The sequence below is a fragment of the Flavobacteriaceae bacterium genome (assembly GCA_014075215.1).
In the GTDB taxonomy this organism is placed as follows: Bacteria; Bacteroidota; Bacteroidia; order Flavobacteriales; family Flavobacteriaceae; genus Polaribacter.
Genome location: CP046177.1, coordinates 2746052 through 2768404 on the forward strand (window position 1 = coordinate 2746052; position 22353 = coordinate 2768404).

At 34.8% G+C, this 22353-nt stretch carries 19 protein-coding genes; 10 read left to right on the top strand and 9 right to left on the bottom strand.

Annotated features, from left to right (window positions below; genetic code table 11):
* Window positions 1-81: 81 nt before the first annotated feature.
* The 6 genes from GKR88_13495 to GKR88_13520 all read right to left on the bottom strand — a co-directional run bounded on the left by GKR88_13495 (window position 82) and on the right by GKR88_13520 (window position 4711).
* Window positions 82-669, bottom strand: a complete 588-nt coding sequence (locus GKR88_13495) for a dephospho-CoA kinase (GenBank protein ID QMU65207.1) — start codon at window positions 667-669, stop codon at window positions 82-84.
* A gap of 8 nt (window positions 670-677) precedes the next feature.
* Window positions 678-1616 carry a hypothetical protein gene (locus tag GKR88_13500; GenBank protein QMU65208.1) on the bottom strand — a complete coding sequence of 313 codons (939 nt, stop codon included), beginning with the start codon at window positions 1614-1616 and terminating at the stop codon, window positions 678-680.
* A gap of 155 nt (window positions 1617-1771) precedes the next feature.
* On the bottom strand, window positions 1772-2098 hold the full coding sequence (yajC, locus tag GKR88_13505) for a preprotein translocase subunit YajC (GenBank protein ID QMU65209.1): 327 nt from the start codon (window positions 2096-2098) through the stop codon (window positions 1772-1774).
* Window positions 2098-2562, bottom strand: coding sequence for a DUF1573 domain-containing protein (locus tag GKR88_13510; GenBank protein ID QMU65210.1), 465 nt, complete (start codon window positions 2560-2562; stop codon window positions 2098-2100). The genes yajC and GKR88_13510 overlap by 1 nt, the downstream gene beginning before the upstream one ends.
* A gap of 31 nt (window positions 2563-2593) precedes the next feature.
* Window positions 2594-3532 carry a transcription antitermination factor NusB gene (gene nusB, locus GKR88_13515; GenBank protein ID QMU65211.1) on the bottom strand — a complete coding sequence of 313 codons (939 nt, stop codon included), beginning with the start codon at window positions 3530-3532 and terminating at the stop codon, window positions 2594-2596.
* 81 nt (window positions 3533-3613) lie between these two features.
* Window positions 3614-4711: a leucine dehydrogenase gene (locus GKR88_13520; protein ID QMU65212.1), complete on the bottom strand. Its 1098-nt coding sequence runs from the start codon at window positions 4709-4711 to the stop codon at window positions 3614-3616.
* 134 nt (window positions 4712-4845) lie between these two features.
* Here GKR88_13520 and GKR88_13525 point away from each other — a divergent pair, with 134 nt between their 5' ends.
* Entirely contained in the window at window positions 4846-6588 is a 1743-nt protein-coding gene (locus GKR88_13525; GenBank protein ID QMU65213.1) for an ATP-binding cassette domain-containing protein, read from the top strand.
* A gap of 77 nt (window positions 6589-6665) precedes the next feature.
* The gene (locus GKR88_13530) at window positions 6666-7034 is read left to right on the top strand and encodes a DUF3276 family protein (protein QMU65214.1); all 369 of its coding nucleotides are present in this window, start codon (window positions 6666-6668) and stop codon (window positions 7032-7034) included.
* Between the two features lie 15 nt (window positions 7035-7049).
* Here the strand turns inward: GKR88_13530 and GKR88_13535 are convergent, their stop codons facing one another.
* The 3 genes from GKR88_13535 to GKR88_13545 all read right to left on the bottom strand — a co-directional run bounded on the left by GKR88_13535 (window position 7050) and on the right by GKR88_13545 (window position 9351).
* Complete coding sequence (locus GKR88_13535; protein QMU66722.1) at window positions 7050-7982, bottom strand: isochorismate synthase; 933 nt, start codon at window positions 7980-7982, stop codon at window positions 7050-7052.
* A 104-nt stretch (window positions 7983-8086) separates the two neighbouring features.
* Window positions 8087-8932 (bottom strand): alpha/beta fold hydrolase, encoded by an 846-nt coding sequence (locus GKR88_13540; protein ID QMU65215.1) that lies wholly within the window; start codon window positions 8930-8932, stop codon window positions 8087-8089.
* Entirely contained in the window at window positions 8929-9351 is a 423-nt protein-coding gene (locus tag GKR88_13545) for a hotdog fold thioesterase (GenBank protein ID QMU65216.1), read from the bottom strand. The genes GKR88_13540 and GKR88_13545 overlap by 4 nt, the downstream gene beginning before the upstream one ends.
* 382 nt (window positions 9352-9733) lie before the next feature.
* Between GKR88_13545 and GKR88_13550 the strand changes: the two genes are divergently transcribed.
* From GKR88_13550 to GKR88_13585, 8 genes are all read left to right on the top strand, one after another.
* Window positions 9734-10228 carry a hypothetical protein gene (locus GKR88_13550; protein QMU65217.1) on the top strand — a complete coding sequence of 165 codons (495 nt, stop codon included), beginning with the start codon at window positions 9734-9736 and terminating at the stop codon, window positions 10226-10228.
* Between the two features lie 167 nt (window positions 10229-10395).
* On the top strand, window positions 10396-11292 hold the full coding sequence (locus GKR88_13555) for an ATP-binding cassette domain-containing protein (protein ID QMU65218.1): 897 nt from the start codon (window positions 10396-10398) through the stop codon (window positions 11290-11292).
* 34 nt (window positions 11293-11326) lie between these two features.
* A complete protein-coding gene (locus tag GKR88_13560; GenBank protein ID QMU65219.1) occupies window positions 11327-12172 on the top strand; it encodes an ABC transporter permease subunit in 846 nt (281 codons plus the stop codon).
* 182 nt (window positions 12173-12354) lie between these two features.
* Entirely contained in the window at window positions 12355-17433 is a 5079-nt protein-coding gene (locus tag GKR88_13565; protein ID QMU65220.1) for a T9SS type B sorting domain-containing protein, read from the top strand.
* 54 nt (window positions 17434-17487) lie between these two features.
* A complete protein-coding gene (gene uvrB / locus GKR88_13570) occupies window positions 17488-19476 on the top strand; it encodes an excinuclease ABC subunit UvrB (GenBank protein ID QMU65221.1) in 1989 nt (662 codons plus the stop codon).
* Window positions 19477-19527: 51 nt separating this feature from the next.
* Window positions 19528-19671 carry a hypothetical protein gene (locus tag GKR88_13575; GenBank protein QMU65222.1) on the top strand — a complete coding sequence of 48 codons (144 nt, stop codon included), beginning with the start codon at window positions 19528-19530 and terminating at the stop codon, window positions 19669-19671.
* A gap of 61 nt (window positions 19672-19732) precedes the next feature.
* Entirely contained in the window at window positions 19733-20812 is a 1080-nt protein-coding gene (locus GKR88_13580) for a helix-turn-helix domain-containing protein (GenBank protein QMU65223.1), read from the top strand.
* Window positions 20813-20931: 119 nt separating this feature from the next.
* A complete protein-coding gene (locus tag GKR88_13585; GenBank protein QMU65224.1) occupies window positions 20932-22275 on the top strand; it encodes an SUMF1/EgtB/PvdO family nonheme iron enzyme in 1344 nt (447 codons plus the stop codon).
* Window positions 22276-22353 lie beyond the last annotated feature (78 nt).

Sequence of the window (22353 nt, forward strand, 5' to 3'; positions counted from 1 at the left end):
AGCCGGGTAATTTAACTTAGATTAACAAAAAATATATTCTTCTTAAGAATATTTTAACAAAAATATTGGATTATTTTCAAATTAAGATTGCTTTTTTGTTAAAATATTATGAATTTTATCAACTTGAAGTGTTAATGAGTTTTTATAATTATTTGCAATCATATAATTAGATAACATTATTTTTTTTTCATCTCTCCATTGATTCTTTATTCTGGCAAGCACCTCTTTTTTAGAAACTCCATCTCTTTTCATGACCCGATAAATTCTTTCATCTATTTCGGTACAGACGGTGATTACAAAATCACAAAACCGATCGTTTCCTATTTCAAAGAGAATAGCATTTTCATATAAAATTAATTTGTCTTTATGAGTTTCTGAAAACTTTAAAAAATGAGTACGTACTTCCAGGTGTACAATAGCATTTAATTGATCTAGCTTATCTTTATTATTAAAAACTTGTATAGAAAGGTAGTTTCTGTTCAGCTCCCCATTATCATATGCTTTTTCACCAAAGTGCTTTTTAATCTTCTCAATAATGGTCAGGGAAGTATTAATTAATTTTTTAGCTTCTTCATCAGCTGTATAGATCACAACATTATCAAATTTCTTAAAGAGGTGTGCAACCGTAGACTTACCGCTTCCAATCCCGCCTGTAATTCCAACAACCATAAAGTCAGTTATTTTTGAATTAAAAAATCTATTTTATTGGGTGCAATCTTTACATTCTCAACCAAATCGGATTTCATCAATAATTTAGGAATCAAATAGGTTAAATTATTTTGTTGCGAAAATTCATAATCACAATGTATGCCAAATGAACTTGCGTGTATCCTATTAAAATTGGATAACCCTACTTTAAAAGAAACTTTAACTGTTTTAGGAAATGTATTAATCACAACATCTTTTGGTAAATTGTCTATGACAAAAGGGATATTCAAACTACCTTCCGTAAATTTATCTACTGCTGCATTTATTTTTATTTCTTTGAGGTTATCTGTGAATTTTATCGCTCCTGTTGGCAGTAATAATGAAACTTTTTGGTCAATAGAAGTATTTACATCACTCAGAAGTATTTTTTCGGTTTTAACATGTGTAATAGTATCTACTATTCCTTCCGGACCCGAAATCGTAATTGAGTCAGGTTTTGATATCAGTTTATCAGAAAAATCATATCCCGGCATAAAGGATATAGTAGCATCTACATATACAGGCACTTTTTTAGTTCCCAAATACCCCAAATCGAAAAATATGGAATCCTGTACAATATAATCGATACTCAACTCAGAGTTTAGTTGTTTTTTTATCTTGAGTTCCTGTAAACTTGCTAATAAAAAATATTTAGTTCCTTTTAACTTGGTTAACCCGGCAGCGTCAATAGTAAGCCGTTTACCAGATAGTTTTGCAGTAATCAACCTGAAACCTGTTCCTTTTACATGGATTGGGATTTCTTGTAAAGGTGGTGATTGAAGTATTCTACTCTCAGGTAAATTTTTATACTTTACTTTGAATAGCATGGTAGTCTCATATTCTTTGGAAAATTTAGTCAACATCCAAAAAACAAAAGCCAACGCTACAAATAGAAAAAAATTTTTGGGTAATGATCTTTTGAATAGCATAATTCACATGCGAGATATATTTAGCTACTAATTAAATACGAAAATAATCTAAGATGTCCAATGTCAAGTCAATAAAAATAACTACGATACCTTGCCAAATTCTTTTAAATTGAAATAAAGTTCCTCATTTTGACGATTTTTTGGAATTGTTATCGTTATTTTTTATTAATTGCAGACTGATACTTTTTGCTTAGTTCCAGTGATATAGCGGCTCTTTCAAATTTAATTCTTCCTGCCCCTGTTTCTATAGTAACAGTACCATCCTTATCATTCAATTCGGTTATTTTACCATGAATACCACTAGTAGTAATTACCTTGGCTCCTGTTTTAATATTATTCTGAAATTTCTTTTCTTTTTTTTGTTTGGATATTTGCGGTCTGATCATAAAAAAATACAAGACCAAAATCATTGCTATAAAAGGGAGCATACTAGTAAAACCGGATCCCTCTGAACTTGCTTGTAAAAAAATGGCTACATACATTACTTTTTTGTTTTAGGAATTACATTTCCAAAAATTCGAACTACTTCCCGACCTGTTGCCGTATTTGTATACAGAGTAATATCTTTACTCTGCCTGTTTGGTTTTCCCGCAGTATTAAATGTTACCTGAATTTCTCCGGATGTTCCGGATTTTATAGGTTCTTTAGGCCAGGCAGCAACAGTACATCCGCATGTTGCCTGTGCATCGGTAATAACCAAATCAGTTTTACCGGTATTTGTAATAACAAAAGTGGTTTCAATAACTTCCCCTTCGATAACAGTTCCAAAATCGTATGATGTTTTATCAAATTCAGCCGCCGCCGCTCCTTTTTTAATCGTATTATCTCTCTCTTTAGCTGTTACTAAATTTTGCTCTTTTACTTTACCTGATCCTTTTTTCTCTTTACAAGAAATACAAATAACAGTTGCCAGTGCAATGATTAATAAAAATGATATTTTTTTCATAATAGTATTAAATTTCCGTAAAAATACTAAATTATAGCAATCCTCTGCCCACTTTTACCAATCTTTTATCTTCGGTATATTCTCTGCACAATTTATCTAATACTCCATTGATAAAATAGCTACTTTTTTTAGTAGAATAGTCTTTGGATATTTCTATATACTCATTGATGGTTACTTTTGTCGGGATAGACGGGAAATTTAAAAATTCACAAATCCCCATCTTAATTAAAATCATATCTATATCTGCAATTCTATCACTCTCCCAGTTTGGAGTCTTACGCTCAATATCTTTTTCGTATTTTTTATGGTTTAGTATTGTTTTTCTAAAAATAGCCGAAACAAATTCCTCATCATCTTTGTCTTTATACAAACTTCCAATAAAAAATGGAGATACAGGGTTTAATTTATGTAGTGTTTTCACTATCCATGTATTTACAAAAGGTAGGTCATCTATCCAACTAATAGTAGTATCTCCAAAGTATTCAAAAAGTTTTTCATTAGGTGCTATGATTTCTTTAAAAAAATCTACTATAAAATTTCTATCTGACTTAAAAGAGCTTTCTTTGGTTTTTAAATAAGTGTCAAAAAGCCTGCTTTTTGCGAGGTTATCCCAGATAATTTTTACATATTCATCATCTTTTTTCCAATGGTCTAATGCGTGTTCTTTTGTATATTTTTTAATTACACTGCTTTCCGAAAGTATCTTAATTGCCGCATTTTCTATAAACTTGGTATTGGGGGCCAAATCTTCCCGGGTAGCTAAAAATTTTTTCTTAGAGATTTCCAGTTTTTGTTGTGCTAAGTTTTTAACTTCTACTAATAACTGCAAATACAGAACATATAAATCGAGCATTTTTTTTATACTGTGTTTTAAGAATTTTTCTTCTTTAACCACATCCGTATTTTCCGAATGGAGCATTGCATATACAGATTGCATTACTTTTATTCTAATATGTCTTCTGTTAATCATGTTAAAGAACTCAATTTAAAAAAAGAGCGAAAGAAAATCTAACGCTCTGTAAAAATAGAATTATTAAATGAGTTCATTATCTTATTCGGACTTTTTTTTAGTAGTGTCAATTCTTTTTTGAGCAATATTAAAAGCTGCCTTATATGTTGTTATATTTTCTACTTCCGATAATTGAAATATTTCTAAAGTCGTATTGAATATATTTTCTGTTTTTCGAATACTTTCTTCTTTATTATATCCTTCTAATTCTGCATATACATTGATAATGCCTCCGGCATTTATCAGGAAATCAGGAGCATAAGCAATTCCTCTTTCTCTTAATAATTTACCGTGTCTGATCTCATCTGCTAACTGATTATTTGCAGCACCTGCAATCACTTTAGCCTTTAATTGATCTATGGTACTGTCGTTGATAGTTGCTCCTAAAGCACAGGGCGCATATATATCCACATCCAATCCGTAAATATCATTTCCCAATACTACATTGGTGTTATATTTTTTACTCAGTTCTTCCAGTCTTTTCTCATTTATATCATTTATAATTACCTGAGCTCCTTCACCGGTAATGTGTTTTACAAGTATTTCGCCAACATGACCCATACCTTGTACCAGGATTTTTTTACCTTCTAATTTTTCAGTTCCGAATTTATATTTGGAAGCGGCTTTCATTCCCATATACACTCCGTAAGCAGTAACCGGGGAAGGGTTGCCTGATCCTCCGTTAGTTTTGGAAATGCCGGTTACATATGGAGTTACCTCTCTGATAATATCCATATCTCTCGTTTCCATTCCGACATCTTCGGCTGTAATATATTTTCCGCTTAAAGTGTTGATAAACGCTCCAAATCTACGCATTAGGTCGTCGTTTTTTTGAGTTTTAGCATCTCCTATAATAACGGCCTTGCCTCCACCAAGGTTTAAACCGGTAATCGCTGATTTATAAGTCATCCCTCTGGACAAACGCAATACATCATTTAATGCATCCCATTCGGAAGCATATGACCACATTCTAGTGCCTCCCAATGCAGGGCCTAAAGTTGTATTATGTATTCCGATAATTGCTTTTAAACCTATATCTTCGTCATTGCAAAAAACAACTTGTTCATGTCCTTCAAAAGAAGCCTGACCAAAGACCGGATTATTTTTTATGTCACTGATATTTATGATTTCTGATGTCATTCGTAGTAGTTTTTGATAAATTAAATATTTCTCAAAAATTGATATGCAAAAATAAGATTTTGTTAAATAGCAGCAAATAAAACAACATTTATTTATATATTTTTAAACAAGAATATATTAACAATTTTTTATAAATGAAAGCATTACGATACTTAAATACCTATTTTCTAAAATACAAATACAGGCTGCTTTTAGGTATCTTTATTACAGTGCTGTCTAAGCTTCTGGCATTAGAAATTCCGCAAATCATCCGAAAATCCTTAAATACGGTAGAAGATTATCAAAAAGGGATGGTTACTGATATAAAAGTAGTTGAATATGATTTATTTGTGAATGTCATCATCATCATTGGTATTGCCATACTCTCCGGCTTTTTTACTTTTCTAATGCGGCAAACAATTATCGTTACATCCAGGTTAATTGAATTTGATTTAAAAAACGAAATTTATCAGCAATACCAGAGGTTATCTCCTAACTTTTATAAAAAAAACAGAACAGGTGATTTAATGAACCGTATTAGTGAAGATGTTTCTAAAGTCAGAATGTATGCCGGGCCTGCTATCATGTATTCTATGAATATGATTGTGCTGTTTGTAGTGGGTTTCACCAATATGTTTAGAATTGATGCAAAACTAACTTTATATACCTTAATTCCTTTTCCAATATTGTCGATTTCCATTTTTATACTTAGTAAGAATATTAATAAAAGAAGTACTGTTGTACAACAATATTTATCTAAACTTACTGCTTTTAACCAAGAATTTTTCTCGGGTATCAATGTGGTAAAATCATATGGGATTAAAAATATGGTCATTTCAAATTTTGATACACTTGCCGACGAGAGTAAAGAAAAAAACATTCATTTATATAAAATAAACGCATTGTTTTTTCCGCTAATGGTGTTGCTCATTGGGTTTAGCAATTTGTTGGTCATCTATATTGGCGGAAAGCAATATATCTCAGGTGAGATTCAAATAGGTGTCATTGCAGAGTTTATCATTTATGTAAACATGCTTACATGGCCTGTTGCCGTTGTTGGGTGGGTTACGTCCATGGTACAACAAGCTGAAGTCTCTCAGCAAAGAATCAATGAGTTTTTACAACAAGAGCCCGAAATTAAAAATGAAAATACAGATGCTGTTGATATAAAGGGAGATATTGAGTTTAGGAATGTTACTTTAACCTATGACGATACCCATATTACCGCTTTAAAGCATGTGAGTTTTAAGGTAAATGCAGGAGAAACGATTGCCATTATGGGAAAAACAGGTTCCGGAAAATCCAGTATTGTACACTTGGTTTCCAGGCAGTACGATACCACAGAAGGTGCTGTATTGATTGACAACAGGGATGTTAAAAACTGGAATTTAAATACTATAAGAGCGCAAATGGGCGTTGTTCCCCAAGATCCGTTCTTGTTTTCAGAAACCATAGAAGATAATATTAAGTTTGGTAAAGCAGGCGCCACAACCGAAGTCATTATAACAGCGGCTAAAAATGCTGTTGTACATGATAATATTATAGATTTCAAAGAGGGCTACCGTACCGTTTTAGGAGAACGAGGAGTAACATTATCCGGGGGTCAGAAACAACGTGTTTCCATAGCCAGGGCAATTATTAAAGATCCTAAAATTCTAATTTTTGATGACTGTTTATCTGCTGTTGACACGGAAACAGAAGAAAAAATACTGGACAATCTGGCAAAAGTTTCTAAAAATAAAACCACATTTATCATCAGTCACCGTGTTTCTTCAGCAAAATATGCGGATAAAATTTTGATTTTAGATAAAGGGGAAATTATTCAGCAAGGCACTCATAACCAGCTAGTAACGAAAGAAGGGTACTATAAAGAATTGTACGATCAACAACTTTTGTAAAAAGAAATGTAACCTTGTTTTTGCTACCTGAAATATTTTGTTAGTTTTGTTTAAATAATTAATATATTATAACAATTATGGCAGAGAGAGTAGAACAAGAAGAAATCTTTTCACAAGTTTTAAGAGCAGGGAGAAGAACTTATTTTTTTGACGTTAGATCAACGAAAGCGGACGATTACTATTTAACTATCACGGAAAGTAAGAAGTTTACTCATGATGATGGTTCTTTCCATTATCAAAAACACAAGATCTATTTATACAAAGAAGATTTCTCTGATTTTCACGAAATGCTTACCAAAGCAACAGAATATATTATTGACAAAAAGGGGACTGAAGTAATTAGTGAACGTCATAAAAAAGATTTTAAAAAAGAAAGTACTTCGGAAAGTAAAACAGATAACAAACCCACAGAAAGTTTTACAGATGTTAGCTTTGAAGATATCTAGATTTTCTTAAAGCTGCTACAGTACATTTTTTAAAGTAGTTATCTTTAACTGTGTTTCTTCCCATTCTTTTTCGGGACTGCTGTGTAGGGTAATTCCTCCACCTACATAGAGGTTTGCCGTTTTTTCTTCGATTTCCATACAGCGGAGATTTACAAAGAATGAAGAAGTGTTCTCTAAATTCATTTCTCCCAGAAAACCTGTGTAGAATTTTCGATCATACCCTTCTTTTGTTAGAATAAACATTTTAGCTACCTCTCTGGGCAAGCCACAAACTGCCGGTGTTGGATGTAATCTTTTCAGTAGCGTTTGTAAACTTGCTTTCTGCACATCAAACTTCCCTGATATAAGCGTTCTTAAATGCAGTACATTGCCCGCCCGTATACTTTCTCTTTCTTGTATCTTTATGTCCTTAACAATAGGTGTCAATTGGTCTTGTATAAATGTGGTTACTAATTGTTGCTCTTCTAATTCTTTGGCCCCCCAAGATAAGGTATTAGCATTAAATACTTGTGTACCTGCCAATGACATAGTCAAGAAAGAAGAATTTTTTACCTGCAATAATGTTTCCGGGGTAGCTCCCATCCACATTCCTATTTTCGGATGATACCACATATATACCATAGCTCCTTTATAAGTAGCAAGCAGTTTTAAAAAGGTATTTATACAATTCCAATTCTCTATCCGTAATACTTCTTTTCTGGAAACTACAATTTTTTTTATGGTGCTTTTTTTGATATCTTCAATGGTCTTTTTAACCAAATTGATATAACTTCCCTTAGCACTTTGAATTGTTCTATATCCTGATTTTTCGTGGTGTTCAATAGTATCATCAGCAAGTTCAGATACAAAATTCGATGCCTGCATTGGAATTAAAACTGTCTTCTGAACAGCATCAAAAGGAGCAAAAACAAATCCGGATTCCCTGTATTTTGATGTGTGAAAAAGCATATCATTTTTTTGAAAGAAACCACAAACGTTTTTTGAATCGGGCTTTCTGTAAACCACAAAAGGAAGTTGTTTTTCCAATGCTTTTTCTATATGATTTACAATATTCAATCCAGCAGTTTTAAAAGTTCTTTTTTTATCAACTCTTTATGTGACCATACTAACTCATGACCGGCATCATCTACAGTAATTAATTTAAATTGCTTCCCGGGGAATTGTCTTTGTAAAAAAAGCGAATTTTCGTAGGGCACTATCCAATCCGTATTGCCGTGAATACTTAAAATTTGATTTTTATTTTGATTCCAATGATCTTCAAATTTAGATAAATCCTCCCGATGCGACATTTTTTCTTTAGCAGCTTGTTTCCATACGTGTGGCACTGTCCATCGAGTGAATCTCCACTTATAGATGTTCAACAAAAAAGGCATGGGTTCTACTTTACCATACACTGCCGGTGCAATTAATATTATATTTTTTATTCTAGTTTTAGCAGCCAAAGCTATAGGGCCTCCGTAAGAGTATCCGACAACAATAGTATTTGGATCATTGTCTATGATGCTATCTAACATTTCTGCTTCAAAAGCAATAGATTCCTGAACTTGATATTTGTCTTTATAATTATATCCAATCCTGTCATAAGAGATCAAATTTGCTTTTTGTAAAAGTGAGTTATCGATTAAATATTCTTTGAAATTCATAGCAGAGCCTATGGTTCCGTGAACAAAAATAATGGTGGGCAATGCGGTATCTTTTCGAATACTAACTTTTCTGTATTCAAAATTTTTAAAATGTCCTCTTGTCAGAGATACATCTGCAAAACCGGTTTTGAGTTCTTTGACAACTGTCTCATCAGATTCTGGTTTACTAAGCTGATAAAAAGCTATATACAAGCCTATAAAAGTAATGCATAGTATACCAAAAAAAAAATTTAACATTTTTTTTAACCGCTTCATTTCTGCCTTTTCTCTAATACAATATTTGTCATTTTGCAAACAGATATGAGCTGATTTTCTTCATCTACCACTTTCACTTCCCATAAGTGCGTTGAACGGCCTTTATGAATATTTTTAGCCGTTGCAAAAACAACTCCTTCTGTTTTGGATTTAAGATGATTGATGGTGAGTTCAATTCCATTGACAAATTGTGAAGAAGTGTCAATAAAAAAATTCGAGGCGACACTTCCAACACTTTCCGCCAGGGCGGCGGTAGCTCCTCCGTGCAATTTCCCATAAGGTTGATGAACCTTAGAGTTTACCGGCATTTTTGCCGTTAAAAAATCATCTCCGACAGCTATAAACTCAATTGCTAATGTCTCCATCAATGTATTTTTACAGCGGTCATTAAATTTTTGAAGTAGTTCTTTTTTATTCATTATAAAAACATGTAAAATGTAAAAATACACATAATACCATTTCTGATTTAAATTTATCCGCTAAAAATGGCACTTTTCGCTTACGGTTCAAAATAATAGCGTTTAAAGCTTGAAAGTTCCAAGTTAAAAGTAGTCAAGTTCACTCAAAGTTCACATTTAACTGAAAAAAAGCACTTTTAAAATACGGATGATGAGTATTTATAATAGATTTTATTCATAGTAATATTGATAAAATCTATTACACATCCAAAAGTTGGTATTAAAGTTCTCAAAGTTAAAAAATATAGGCTTTCATACTTTTCAACTTTTACACTTTCTAACTTTTCATAAATCAAAAATGGTATAAAAACCGTAATTTTGTAATTTGAAACCGAACTGAAGTATGTATAAAATCCGTATAGTTTTAGATACGCAGGAAGATGTTATCAGGACTCTATTGGTAAATGATACCATTACCCTGGAAGAGCTCCATTTTGCCATAGTAGATGCTTTCGGCTTCAACGATAAGGAAATGGCTTCTTTTTATTTGACAGATGACAACTGGAGTCAGGGAGAAGAAATTCCCTTATTCAATATGTCCGATAATCCTGCAACTCCGGCTATGGGTACATGCATTCTAAATGAAGTGCTACCCAATATTTCGGACAAACTCATTTACGTATACGATTTTCTAAAAATGTGGGTGTTTTACGTAGAAATTATTGACATACTGCCTGCTAAAAGTACAGATGCTCCTAAAACCATATTAGCTGTAGGCGAAATTCCAAAAGAAAAACCTCTAAAAGAATTTAATACGGAGTCATACGAAGAGAGTATTGATGATGATATCAGCGATGAGTTTGGAGAGTTGAGGGGTTTTGATTTGGATAATTATTAAATATTGTTGAAAGTTGAAAAGTGTAAAAGTTGAGTCGGATAATGAACTACCAGATTACTAAAATTTTTGCTAGCCTCAGTTTTTTTATTGCAAACTACTCCAATTCGTTGTAACAATTTTATATTTTATTCGTCATAGCTATACATTAATCAACAACAATTGTATCCTTGAAAACCATTCTATCTCTTAAAAATATCGATAAAAAATACGGGCAGATTCATGCGGTAAACAATTTGTCTTTTGATATACATAAGGGGAATGTTTATGGAATTTTAGGACCTAATGGCAGCGGAAAGTCCACCACTTTGGGAATCATCCTAAATGTTGTCAATAAAACTTCAGGAGCGTTTAGTTGGTTTAACGGAAACCTTTCTACACATGATGCACTAAAAAAAGTAGGAGCAATTATAGAAAGACCAAACTTCTATCCTTATATGACGGCCTGGCAGAATTTAGCATTGATCTGTATCATAAAAGGTATTTCTACGGAAAACATTGATGAAAAGCTGAAAACGGTAAATCTGTATGAAAGAAGGTTTAGTAAATTTAAAACCTTTTCACTGGGAATGAAACAACGTTTAGCCATTGCTTCCGCTTTACTGAACGATCCTGAAATTTTAATTTTAGATGAGCCTACCAATGGTCTGGACCCACAGGGAATCCACGAAATCAGAAGTATCATAAAACATATTGCGGGTACGGGAACTACCATTTTACTAGCCTCTCATCTGTTAGATGAAGTAGAAAAAGTATGCAGTCATGTCGTTGTTTTGGAAAAAGGAGTCAAACTATACAGCGGCTTAGTGGAAGAAATGACCGCTTCCAAAGGTTTATTGGAAGTAAAAGTTGACGGAGATGATACCGCGCTTATATCTCTCCTGGAAAACCACACCGGTATAGCCTCCGTAAAAAAAGAAGAAGCTATCATTATAGCTACTTTAAAAGATACGATTTCTGCTTCCGAAATAAATTCGTTTTTATTTGCCAATGGTATTGCAGTATCGCATCTCGTAAAACGCAAACCCAGTTTGGAACAACAATTTTTAAATCTGACCGGCAAGTAATCAATTAAAGTTCGGCATATAAAAAAATAACCTCATGATAAGACTGCTCACCATAGAATTTCATAAGTTAAAATACAATAAAGCCAGTAAAATACTATCCATTATCTATTTTGGCCTGCTGACTTCCATTGCATTAATTGCAGCCATCAAATTTGATATTGGCGTTATTCAATTTCACCTGGCAGATGCGGGGATTTTTAATTTTCCCTATATATGGCATTTTAACACCTATATGGCTGCCGTCTTAAAATTCTTTTTGCTTTTGGTGATTGTATCTATGATGTCAAATGAATATAGTTATAAAACGCTGAAGCAAAACCTTATTGACGGTTTGAGTAAAAAAGAATTTATTCTCTCTAAGTTTTATACGGTGATTGTTTTTGCAGCCATTTCTACCCTATTTATTTTAGTAGTGTCTTTAATTCTTGGGCTCATCTATTCCGATTACACTGAAATAAGCATTATCTTTTCCGATTTGGAATATTTATTCGCATTCTTTGTAAAGTTAGTTGGCTTTTTCTCTTTTGGATTGTTCTTCGGAATATTAATAAAAAGATCTGCCTTTGCCGTAGGTGCTATGGTGATTTGGTTTATTATAGAAAATATCATACGAGGGGTCTTATTCTGGAATTTTAGAGAGCTGGAACACAGAGTGGAAAATGTCAATGCTATTATGCAATTTCTGCCTTTTGAATCTATGGCTAATCTAATAAAAGAACCTTTTACAAGACTAGGTGCCGTAAAAACAGTAGCTAATCAGGTAGGAGAAACCTTTAACAAAAGTTATGATGTTAGTTTTTCCAGTATTGCCATTGTATCGGCTTGGACTTTTCTGTTTATCTATTGGTCTTATATTTTACTGAAAAAGAGAGATTTATAATATTTCTACCCATATAGAAATTCAAAAATTATAGTACGGATCAACTGAGTACTAATTAGAGATTTATGATTAGTACTCATACAAACAAGAGCCCTTTGCAAAATAGAACTACTGTTAAAAAATAAGGAAATACCGTACTTTTTAGATATATTTGACGTTTATAGTCTCAAACCTTAATTAGTATGAAGAAGGTAGTATTACTCCCCTTTATATTTTTTTCTTTACATTTTTATGCACAGAAAGAAGCCAATTTTTGGTATTTTGGGCAAAATGCGGCGTTGGATTTTAATTCCGGAACGCCTGTTCCTGTTACGGGAAGCCAACTGAATACGGTAGAAGGCTGTTCTTCTTTTTCAGATGCTAACGGCAATTTATTGTTTTATGTAGGAGCACCTAATACAAATGCCCGCGATTTAACTATTTGGAACAGGAATAATCAACCCATGCCAAGAGGTACCGGACTAAGAGGCGATTCTTCAAGTTCTCAATCGGCGCTTACCATTCCGGCTTCGGGCAGACCTAATATTTATTACTTATTTACCGTAGGAACTTCCTTAACCGGTAGTGCCGGTACAGGTATTCCGGGTTTTTTTTACTATGAAATTGATATGACAGCCGACGGAGGGCTGGGAGACGTTACTGTTGGCCCTGTCAATTTATCTAATGGTTTGGATGCCAATTGGACGGAAAAGGTAACTGCTGTCAGAGCAGATGCCTGCAATACTTTTTGGGCAATATCACTGATAGGAAATACTTTTTATGCATACAGATTAGATACAAGTGGTGTGGATGTTGCCAATCCGGTAACAAGTACCTTACCGGGATTTAGTGCCAATGACATAAGAGGGTATTTAAAAGTGTCTCCGGACGGCAGTACATTGGTAGCTGCAAACATGAATTCTGGAACCTATATCTTTCGGTTTGATGATGTAACAGGCAGGGTTACAAATTTTGAGAATCCGGCAGCGGCAAGCCAATTAAGTGTGCTAGGGCAAAGTGGTTATGGAGTTGAATTTTCCCCAACAAGCAGAGTATTATATGTTTCTACAGGGAATTTTACTCCCGGATCAACAGAGCATCTATATCAATTTGATTTAACTCAAACAAACATAGCCGATATTAACGCTTCAAGATATGAAGTTCACACCTATAATAACTCAAGAGGAGCTTTGCAATTGGGTCCGGATGGTAAAATTTACTGGACTAGTCATAATTCACGTAATATTAGTGTAGTCAATGCTCCTGATCAATTAGGTAGAGATTGCAATTATTCTCATCAAACTGTAAATCTTGGAACAACCATGGCAAGTCAGGGGCTACCTCCTTTTTTATCGTCCTTATTATTGCCGGTAGATATTACGGATGATGCTACCGGACAAACCGTTAATAACCAAACATTGCAATATTGTATTGGTGATACTAAAACATTGCTTCCCGGAACCGTTACCGGAACTAATATTTCCTATGAGTGGGCTTTTGATAATGGCACTTCTTCATCTGTCATATCTACAGATCCTTCATTAACACTCGCAGATATTGCACTTACAGATGCCGGTGACTATTCACTAACTATAAGACTCACTGATGATTGTAGTAATCTTGTGGAATTAAACGGAGTGTTTACTATTGATGTTTTTGAACCTCCTGTAGCTATTGATTCCAGTTTGATTAATGACATTCAGTTTTGCGATACGGATGGAGATGGCCTCCATATTTTTGATTTGTCTTCGATGAATACTACTATTTTAAACGGACAAGATCCTACGGTTTTTGAAGTCGTTTATTCAACTGTTTCTGATTTTTCCACATTGGTTTCTGATGCAGCTGCATATCAAAATTCAGCTCCTTTCAGCACTGATACCATATATATAAGATTGAGAAATAGCCGCGCTCCTAATGCTTGTTATGACGATGATTCTTTCACTCTTCAGGTTACCAGCGAACCGACCCCTGTTTCTCCTTCGGATTATGTGGTTTGTGATGTTGTCAATTCAGGGAGCAGTGATACTGACGGGATTTATCAAAGTTTTGATTTTTCGTCTAAAGATTCGGAAATCTTAGGCTCCTTGAGCAATACTTTATATTCGGTGAGCTATCACCTCAGCCAGTCAGACGCACAAACAAACACCAATCCTATAGACAAAACAACACCCTATACCAATACCACCGCTTTTTCTCAGGAGATATTTGTTCGGGTAGATAATAACAACAATACCAATTGTAATGCTTTTACCCTTGCAGACCAAACAGCGAGCTTTAATTCGTTTTTTCTGGTGGTGGTACCACAACCCAAGGCGACCCTACCTGCCGATATTCCGGAATGCTCCACCACTGGCAGAGTGAACTTTGACCTGAATAGTTTAAAAGACAACGAAGTGTTAAACGGACAAGACCCCGGTGTTTTCAATGTTGTCTATTTCCCTACCCGGCAAGATGCCATTGACAATACCAATCCGCTACCTAACCCCTATCAAAACCGTTCGGATTACAGTACTGAAACTATTTGGGTCAGAGTATTTCACACGATGTATCCAACCACTTGTAGTGATACAAACCAGACCATTACCAGCTTTCAATTATTCGTTACACAAAACCCTGACGGGCTCATACAAACCCTTGCTGATGTAAGCCGGTGTGATACTGCCTCAGCAGGAGGCACCGATACCGACGGTATTATCAATGATTTTATTACCCTGTCTTCCAAAGATGCTGAAATACTGGGAACGGATTTTTTTAACAGTGCCCTCTATACCGTATCCTATCATCTGACAGCTACGGATGCTACCAATGACACAAACCCTATTGATAAAATCAATCCCTATACCAATACGACTCCAAACGGTCAAACCATCTATGTACGAGTGGGGCACAATGACAACCCCACAGCTTGTGTTGCCTATACCAATTTTGATCTGATAGTCCATCCTTTACCTGTAATCACCACTCCTGTGGACTTACGACAATGTGATGATGACACCGATGGCTTTTCTGCTTTTAACCTTACAGAGGCCAACAGACTGCTATCTGCCGATTTTGCAAATGAAACCTTTGTGTACTATCCCACTATGGCAGATGCTCAGGCTAACACCAATGCCATTAACAATCCCACCGCTTTTACCAACAGAACCACCCCTACCGATACCCTATGGGTACGTATTAGCAATACTAACAACTGTCATCGAATTGCTCAACTCAACTTAATAGTTTCCACAACAGGTATTCCTAACACCTTTGCACGAACATTTAACACCTGTGATGATTTCCTGCCTACCGATGGAATCAACGGTACTAATGACGATACCGACGGGGTGAGTGCTTTTGACTTTAGCTCGGTCAACAGTCAGGTAAGGGCCCTATTCCCTCCTACTCAACAGTTGACCATTACCTACTACAGAAATGCTACAGATGCTTTGGCTGAAAATAATGCCGTCAGCGACATCAGCAACTATAGAAATATCGGCTATCCCAACTCCCAACAAATATATATCAGGGTCGATAGTCAGTTAGACAATGCCTGTTTGGGATTTGGGCCTTATATCACCCTTACCGTAGACCCCATACCTGTGGCCAACACCATATCCGATTATGAACTGTGTGAAACACTCGATGACGGAGACGGTACCAATGGTATCATTCAAACTTTTGATCTGCAAAGTCAAACTCCCGGTATTCTCGCCTCACAAGACCCTGCCCGGTTCTCGGTAACCTATCATCAGAGTGCCGGCGATGCACGAACAGGCAGCAACCCTCTTGCCTCTCCTTATACCAACACCACAAGAGACAGACAAACCATATATGTCAGAGTAACTAATAACAACACAGGATGTTATAACCATCATTCCACTTTTGATATTGTCGTTACTCCCCTTCCCATAGCTAATTTTGTCAATGACCTGGAAATATGTGATGATAATACCGACGGTTCTGCAAGAAACGGTTTCTCACAATCAATCAATCTGGAAAGCCAAACGCCCGGTATTCTCGCCTCACAAGACCCTGCCCGGTTCTCGGTAACCTATCACAGAAATCTCGCCGAAGCTCAAAGTGGCAGCAACCCGCAGATAAGTCCCTTTAGCAATACCACTCCACATAGACAAACCATATATGTCAGAGTAGTGAGTTCCGTAACCGGATGTGCCAATGGAATCTCTAACTTTGATGTGGTGGTCAATCCCGAACCGGTATTTACTCCCGTGTCCAATATCAGTATCTGTGATGATAATGCAGATGGTGATGATACCAACGGGTTTGTTCAGAATATTGACCTGCAAAGTGTTATCCCCATGTTGTTGCTACATCCTACTGACCCGTCGGTCATACAAGACCCCGATGATTTTAATGTAACCTTTCATGCTTCTCAGGCACAGGCAAGTGCTGCAAGCAACCCGCTGCCAAATCCTTTTGCCAACACCGTAGCCAATATGCAAACCATATATGTGAGAATTGAAAATAAAACAACAGGGTGTATCAATGACGATGCTTCTTTCAATGTCATTATAAACCCCTTACCTGACTTTAGGGTAAACTCTCCCCGGATTGTCTGTTTAAACGGCCCTCCCTTAACCCTCAGAGCAGAAAACCCTGCTGATACATATGACTATACGTGGACAGACCCTGTGGGAAATACCTCTTCGGGTAGTACTTTAACTGTAACCGCAGGAGGACACTATACCATAACAGCAACCACTACTAACGGTACGAACTGCTCCAGAGTCAGAACCATACAGGTCAATGAATCCATCATCCCTACCATTACTCAAAATGACCTGACCATTGTAGATGATTCCGACAATAATTCCATTACCGTAAACCCTGACAATTTAGGAATTGGAGATTATCAGTATGCACTGGCTGACCAAAATAATCTTATCATTCGTGATTTCAAGGATGAGCCTTTTTTTGACAGGCTGCAAGGAGGGTTCTATAACCTGATAGTCAGAGATAAAAACGGCTGTGGACAGGCAGCAATATCACTATCCATTATTGAGTTCCCTAAGTTCTTTACTCCTAATAATGACGGAATTAATGATACCTGGAGAGTAAAGGGAATCAATGCTGCGCTATTCCCTACAAATGCCATGTATATATTTAACAGGTATGGGAAAGTGGTCGCAACCATTTCAATAGACTCTCAGGGATGGAATGGAAATTATGGAGGAAAACCGCTCCCCTCAGACGATTATTGGTTCTCTGTCAATCTTACGGATTCCAATGGAAATACCAGATTGAGAAAAGGAAATTTCTCCCTGATTAGAAAATAAGGAAGTGTTAGTGTTTTTGTAAGGTTTTTATTATGGTATCCGTATTTTTGCTACATGCATTTTGAATTAGTATCAACATTTTCCCCGACCGGTGATCAGCCTCAAGCTATACAACAGTTATCAGAAGGTATTTTTAACGATGATAAGTTTCAGACTTTATTAGGAGTTACCGGATCAGGAAAAACATTTACTATTGCCAATGTGGTTGAGAAAGTCAACCGCCCTACTTTGGTTTTGGCACACAATAAAACATTAGCTGCACAATTATATTCGGAGTTCAAACAGTTCTTTCCAAATAATGCCATTGAGTACTTTGTTTCTTACTATGATTATTACCAGCCGGAAGCGTATATTCCTGTTACAGGAACTTATATAGAGAAAGACTTATCTATTAATGATGATATTGAACGACTTCGGTTAAGTACCACTTCTTCTCTACTCTCAGGTAGAAGAGATGTATTGGTTGTTGCCTCTGTTTCGTGTTTATATGGTATTGGAAACCCGGTAGAATTTAAAAAGAATGTCATTCCAATTGAAGTTGGGCAGCAAATTTCAAGGACAAAATTTCTTCATCAACTGGTAACCGGCTTGTATTCCAGAACAGATTTAGAAATAAAAAGCGGAAGTTTTAAAGTAAAAGGAGATGTCATTACCATCTTTCCTTCTTATGGTGAAAATGGATATCGAGTACATTTTTTTGGTGATGAAATTGAAGAGATAGAGTCTTTTGATATAGTTAATAATCAAATTATTGAAAAATTTAAAACCCTCACCATATACCCTGCAAATCTATTTGTAACCTCTCCGGATGTATTACAAAATGCTATCCATTCGATTCAAAACGATTTGGTAAAACAATATGATTATTTCAAAGAAATCGGAAAACATTTGGAAGCAAAACGTTTAAAAGAACGAACGGAGTTTGATTTGGAAATGATCCGCGAATTAGGTTATTGTTCGGGGATAGAAAATTATTCCAGGTATTTGGATGGCCGGGAAGCTGGTACAAGGCCTTTCTGCTTATTAGATTATTTTCCGGATGATTATTTAATGGTCATTGATGAAAGTCATGTAACCATTCCGCAAACACATGCGATGTATGGTGGAGACAGAAGCCGAAAAGAGAATTTGGTAGCATATGGATTTCGATTGCCTGCAGCCATGGATAACCGTCCATTGAAATTTGAAGAATTTGAAGCGTTGCAAAACCAAATCATATATGTAAGTGCGACTCCGGCAGATTATGAATTAAAAAATACCGAAGGCCTTTTCGTAGAACAAGTTATACGTCCTACCGGCTTACTGGATCCTGAAATTGAGGTTCGACCCAGTCTAAATCAAATCGACGATCTAGTTGAAGAAATTCAAATCAGAGTGGAGAAAGATGAACGAACCTTAGTAACTACTTTAACAAAAAGAATGGCAGAAGAGTTGACAAAGTATCTGACAAGAGTAGCTGTTCGTTGCAGGTATATTCATTCGGATGTAGATACCTTAGAACGTGTGGAGATTATGCAGGGTTTGCGTAAAGGTCTTTTTGATGTACTTATAGGTGTTAATTTATTAAGAGAAGGTTTAGATCTACCGGAGGTTTCTTTAGTGGCCATATTAGATGCTGACAAAGAAGGGTTTTTAAGAAGTCATCGTTCTTTGACACAGACTGTAGGAAGAGCAGCCAGAAATATAAATGGGTTAGCCATTATGTATGCCGATAATATTACAAAAAGTATGCAGTTGACGATTGATGAGACTCATCGTAGAAGGGAGAAGCAAATTGCTTATAATATTCAAAACAATATCACACCCAAGCCCATCCATAAAAAAATAGGTGAAACGTTGACCGGTAAAGCAGTGTCTTCTTATCAGTATAACAATGCAATACAAAAAGCAGCAGAACAAGATGTAGTATATCTTTCTAAGATTGAAATAGAAAAATGCATTCGAGAAAAACGGAAGCAGATGGAAGCCGCAGCTAAAGATTTGGATTTTATTATTGCAGCAAAACTAAGAGATGAGATAAAAGCTTTAAAAGAACACATATAATTTAGTATATTATCAATACGATCCCGGGTAGTTTAATAAATTACTTTTAATTTGAACTCGTTTAAACTTTTTGAATTTAAGCGAACATTAGAAGTTTTTAAGGCTGTTGAAGGCTTTTTTGAGTTGCATAGCAGCGCTACGGAAAGAAAAAAAGACAAAAACAGAGTGGAAAACAACAATTTTTCAGCAAATTGAAAAAGTTTAAATGAGTTCTTTATATCATTTTGAATTTTTCACCAAATAATATTGTCAAAAGTTGAGTTCCTTTATTGAAATAATTCCCTTACTAGATGCCTTTTTTTCAGGGGGTAATGTTTTTGTGATAGCTTACGTACTCATTACAGGGATTCAAAAAAAGGCTCTTTTCAATATTATAATTGCTATCACTTTGTTTACCTTTTTACTTGAGTTTATTTTTTCCTTTCTACATGTAAGCTCAGATTTTGATATAAACCTCAATTTTTATGCTATAGGGATTTTAATATTATTTAGTTATTCTCATTTTTTGATTTACAGGAAAGTGACATTAAAGTTCATATCTATATTGGTATTAAGTGTCGTAATACAACTTATTTTTCTAATCCGTATTGAAACCATTTTCCACGAAAAAGAATTAACTATTGTAGTTCTTAACTCCGCTATTAGTATACTTATTTTGGTACTTACTCTTTTCAACCTTAGAGTGTATCAAAAGAAATTAAAAAATTGTTATTCCTCTGTCAAACAAAAAAACCTATACGGATTACGATTAATTGTATTTCTATTACTATTTTTTAATATACTATGGTTAATTGATGATACTACCTTTTTACTTATTGGAGAAAACAGTGTTTCCGATGTATTAGCAATTTTATCTTTATTCTATTCTTATTTCTCGGTACTATTTCTGTCTATATATGCGATTAAAAACCAATATGTACTGGATGAAATAAAAAAAGCATCGAAGGAGATAAAAGAATTAATTGTAAAAGAGAAAAATTTGCAAACACTACAAAACAAAGAGTTGTTCGAAAAACTTAAACAGCTTTTATTAAAGGAAAAGTTATATTTGAATCCAGACTTATCTTTGAATTATCTAAGTAAAAAATTAGACTCTAAAGACAAAATAATTTCACATAACATTCATCATTTTTCGAATACTAATTTTTATAGTTTCATCAACCAGTACCGAATTGAACATTTTAAAAAACTAATTTTTGATGATAAAAACATAAAAATGAGTATTGATGGGATTATTGAACTCTGTGGTTTCAAATCAAAATCTACTTTTTACAGTCATTTTAGAAAAATTGAAAATACAACTCCTTTGGAATTCATTAAAAAATTAAAATACTGAATATTAATATTTTAATTATAGCAATAGTTTGTTTAGAAGCAAATGAACTAATATATCGGTAAAATTATTCCATTTTGAAATTACTTCAATTATAATTACAAAATCTAAAAACAATTATAATGAAATCTAATTATTTTTTAATACTATTTCTATTCGCATTATGTAACAGCAGTTATAGCCAAAATAGAACAATGGCAGAAGAATTAAGTTTTATTACTTCAAAAGCTAACTCTCTAACTCAAAATTCTCTTGGTTATTGGGAAGCGGATTTTGGTAATGGTATTGTACTGATATATATTCCGCAAGGCTCTTTTACTATGGGGAATAATATGCTTTCATCCATTGTAGTAACAAGCGGATATGCTTCGGCACCGGAACATACTGTAAATTTAAGTCATTACTGGATTTCAAAAAATCCAATAACCATAGGGCAATTTCGAACATTCGTACAGGCAACCAATTATGTAACTGATGTTGAAAGAGCCGGGAGTCAGGGATGCTATGTATACGATACCACACAAGAAGCTTTTGTGCCAAAAACAGGACGTAAATGGGACAATGCTTATCAGGATATCCTAGCTGCTTTTCCGGCAATTACGATAAACGATAATCATCCTGTAGCCTGTGTAAGCTGGAATGATGCCATTGCTTATACTAATTGGCTACGTCAACAAAAACAAGTGCAATTCACCATACCTACCGAAGCTGAATATGAATATGCATGTAGAGGTACAGATGGTAGAATCTACCCGTGGGGTAATAATGTGTCAGATGGAACAAGAGCAAATTATGCTGATGAAACTATGAATACTTATTTTCCAAATCTGAATCAAGCTCTGGTACATACGGGAGTAACTGATGGTTTTGCAATTACTTCTCCTGTGGGAAGTTTCCCTAATGGAGCTTCACCTATAGGAGCATTAGATATGGTAGGTAATGTAAATCAATGGGTTTATGATGCCGAGTATGATTATACTTCTGCTTCACAAACGAATCCGATTCATTTGACTGATAATGGCGTTCGAATGCAAAAGGCAGGAGATTGGTCCAGTTCAGCCGGCCGCACGGGTCAAACTCCAGATGAATTAGCTGAAGGCCATAATATTAGAGCTGAAGGTCGTTCAGGAGATGTGCCAAATAGTGCCGATGACCATTTAGGGTTCAGAATAGCCATCTCCTATGTTCAAAGGTTAGAGTCTTTATTATCTTTACATGATACAGCATTACATGCATCCAAAATTACATTACACCAAAACCCTGTTAAAAACGACAAATTAATTCTTAACAATGCTATATTTGACAGCTCATATGAGATTTATAATCTAAACGGTCAATTATTAAAAGCTGGCGATATTGGTACCGGAAATATTTTACTTAGCCATATTGGAAGTGGATTATATTTTATTAAAATTACCTCTAAAAGCGGAAAGTCAAATACTCATCTTAAGTTCATTATTGAATAACATCATAATTAAATCAAAATAACTTGACATAAAATAAGATCGCTTCGCTACTAGAATTAAGAATCAAGATGGTTATAG

Excerpts from the sequence above, each read along its gene's own strand:
- GKR88_13495 (QMU65207.1), bottom strand. The coding sequence starts at position 669 with ATGGTTGTTGGAATTACAGGCGGGATTGGAAGCGGTAAGTCTACGGTT.
- GKR88_13500 (QMU65208.1), bottom strand. The coding sequence starts at position 1,616 with ATGCTATTCAAAAGATCATTACCCAAAAATTTTTTTCTATTTGTAGCG.
- yajC (QMU65209.1), bottom strand. The coding sequence starts at position 2,098 with ATGTATGTAGCCATTTTTTTACAAGCAAGTTCAGAGGGATCCGGTTTT.
- GKR88_13510 (QMU65210.1), bottom strand. The coding sequence starts at position 2,562 with ATGAAAAAAATATCATTTTTATTAATCATTGCACTGGCAACTGTTATT.
- nusB (QMU65211.1), bottom strand. The coding sequence starts at position 3,532 with ATGATTAACAGAAGACATATTAGAATAAAAGTAATGCAATCTGTATAT.
- GKR88_13520 (QMU65212.1), bottom strand. The coding sequence starts at position 4,711 with ATGACATCAGAAATCATAAATATCAGTGACATAAAAAATAATCCGGTC.
- GKR88_13525 (QMU65213.1), top strand. The coding sequence starts at position 4,846 with ATGAAAGCATTACGATACTTAAATACCTATTTTCTAAAATACAAATAC.
- GKR88_13530 (QMU65214.1), top strand. The coding sequence starts at position 6,666 with ATGGCAGAGAGAGTAGAACAAGAAGAAATCTTTTCACAAGTTTTAAGA.
- GKR88_13535 (QMU66722.1), bottom strand. The coding sequence starts at position 7,982 with ATGCTTTTTCACACATCAAAATACAGGGAATCCGGATTTGTTTTTGCT.
- GKR88_13540 (QMU65215.1), bottom strand. The coding sequence starts at position 8,932 with ATGAAGCGGTTAAAAAAAATGTTAAATTTTTTTTTTGGTATACTATGC.
- GKR88_13545 (QMU65216.1), bottom strand. The coding sequence starts at position 9,351 with ATGAATAAAAAAGAACTACTTCAAAAATTTAATGACCGCTGTAAAAAT.
- GKR88_13550 (QMU65217.1), top strand. The coding sequence starts at position 9,734 with ATGTATAAAATCCGTATAGTTTTAGATACGCAGGAAGATGTTATCAGG.
- GKR88_13560 (QMU65219.1), top strand. The coding sequence starts at position 11,327 with ATGATAAGACTGCTCACCATAGAATTTCATAAGTTAAAATACAATAAA.
- GKR88_13565 (QMU65220.1), top strand. The coding sequence starts at position 12,355 with ATGAAGAAGGTAGTATTACTCCCCTTTATATTTTTTTCTTTACATTTT.
- uvrB (QMU65221.1), top strand. The coding sequence starts at position 17,488 with ATGCATTTTGAATTAGTATCAACATTTTCCCCGACCGGTGATCAGCCT.
- GKR88_13585 (QMU65224.1), top strand. The coding sequence starts at position 20,932 with ATGAAATCTAATTATTTTTTAATACTATTTCTATTCGCATTATGTAAC.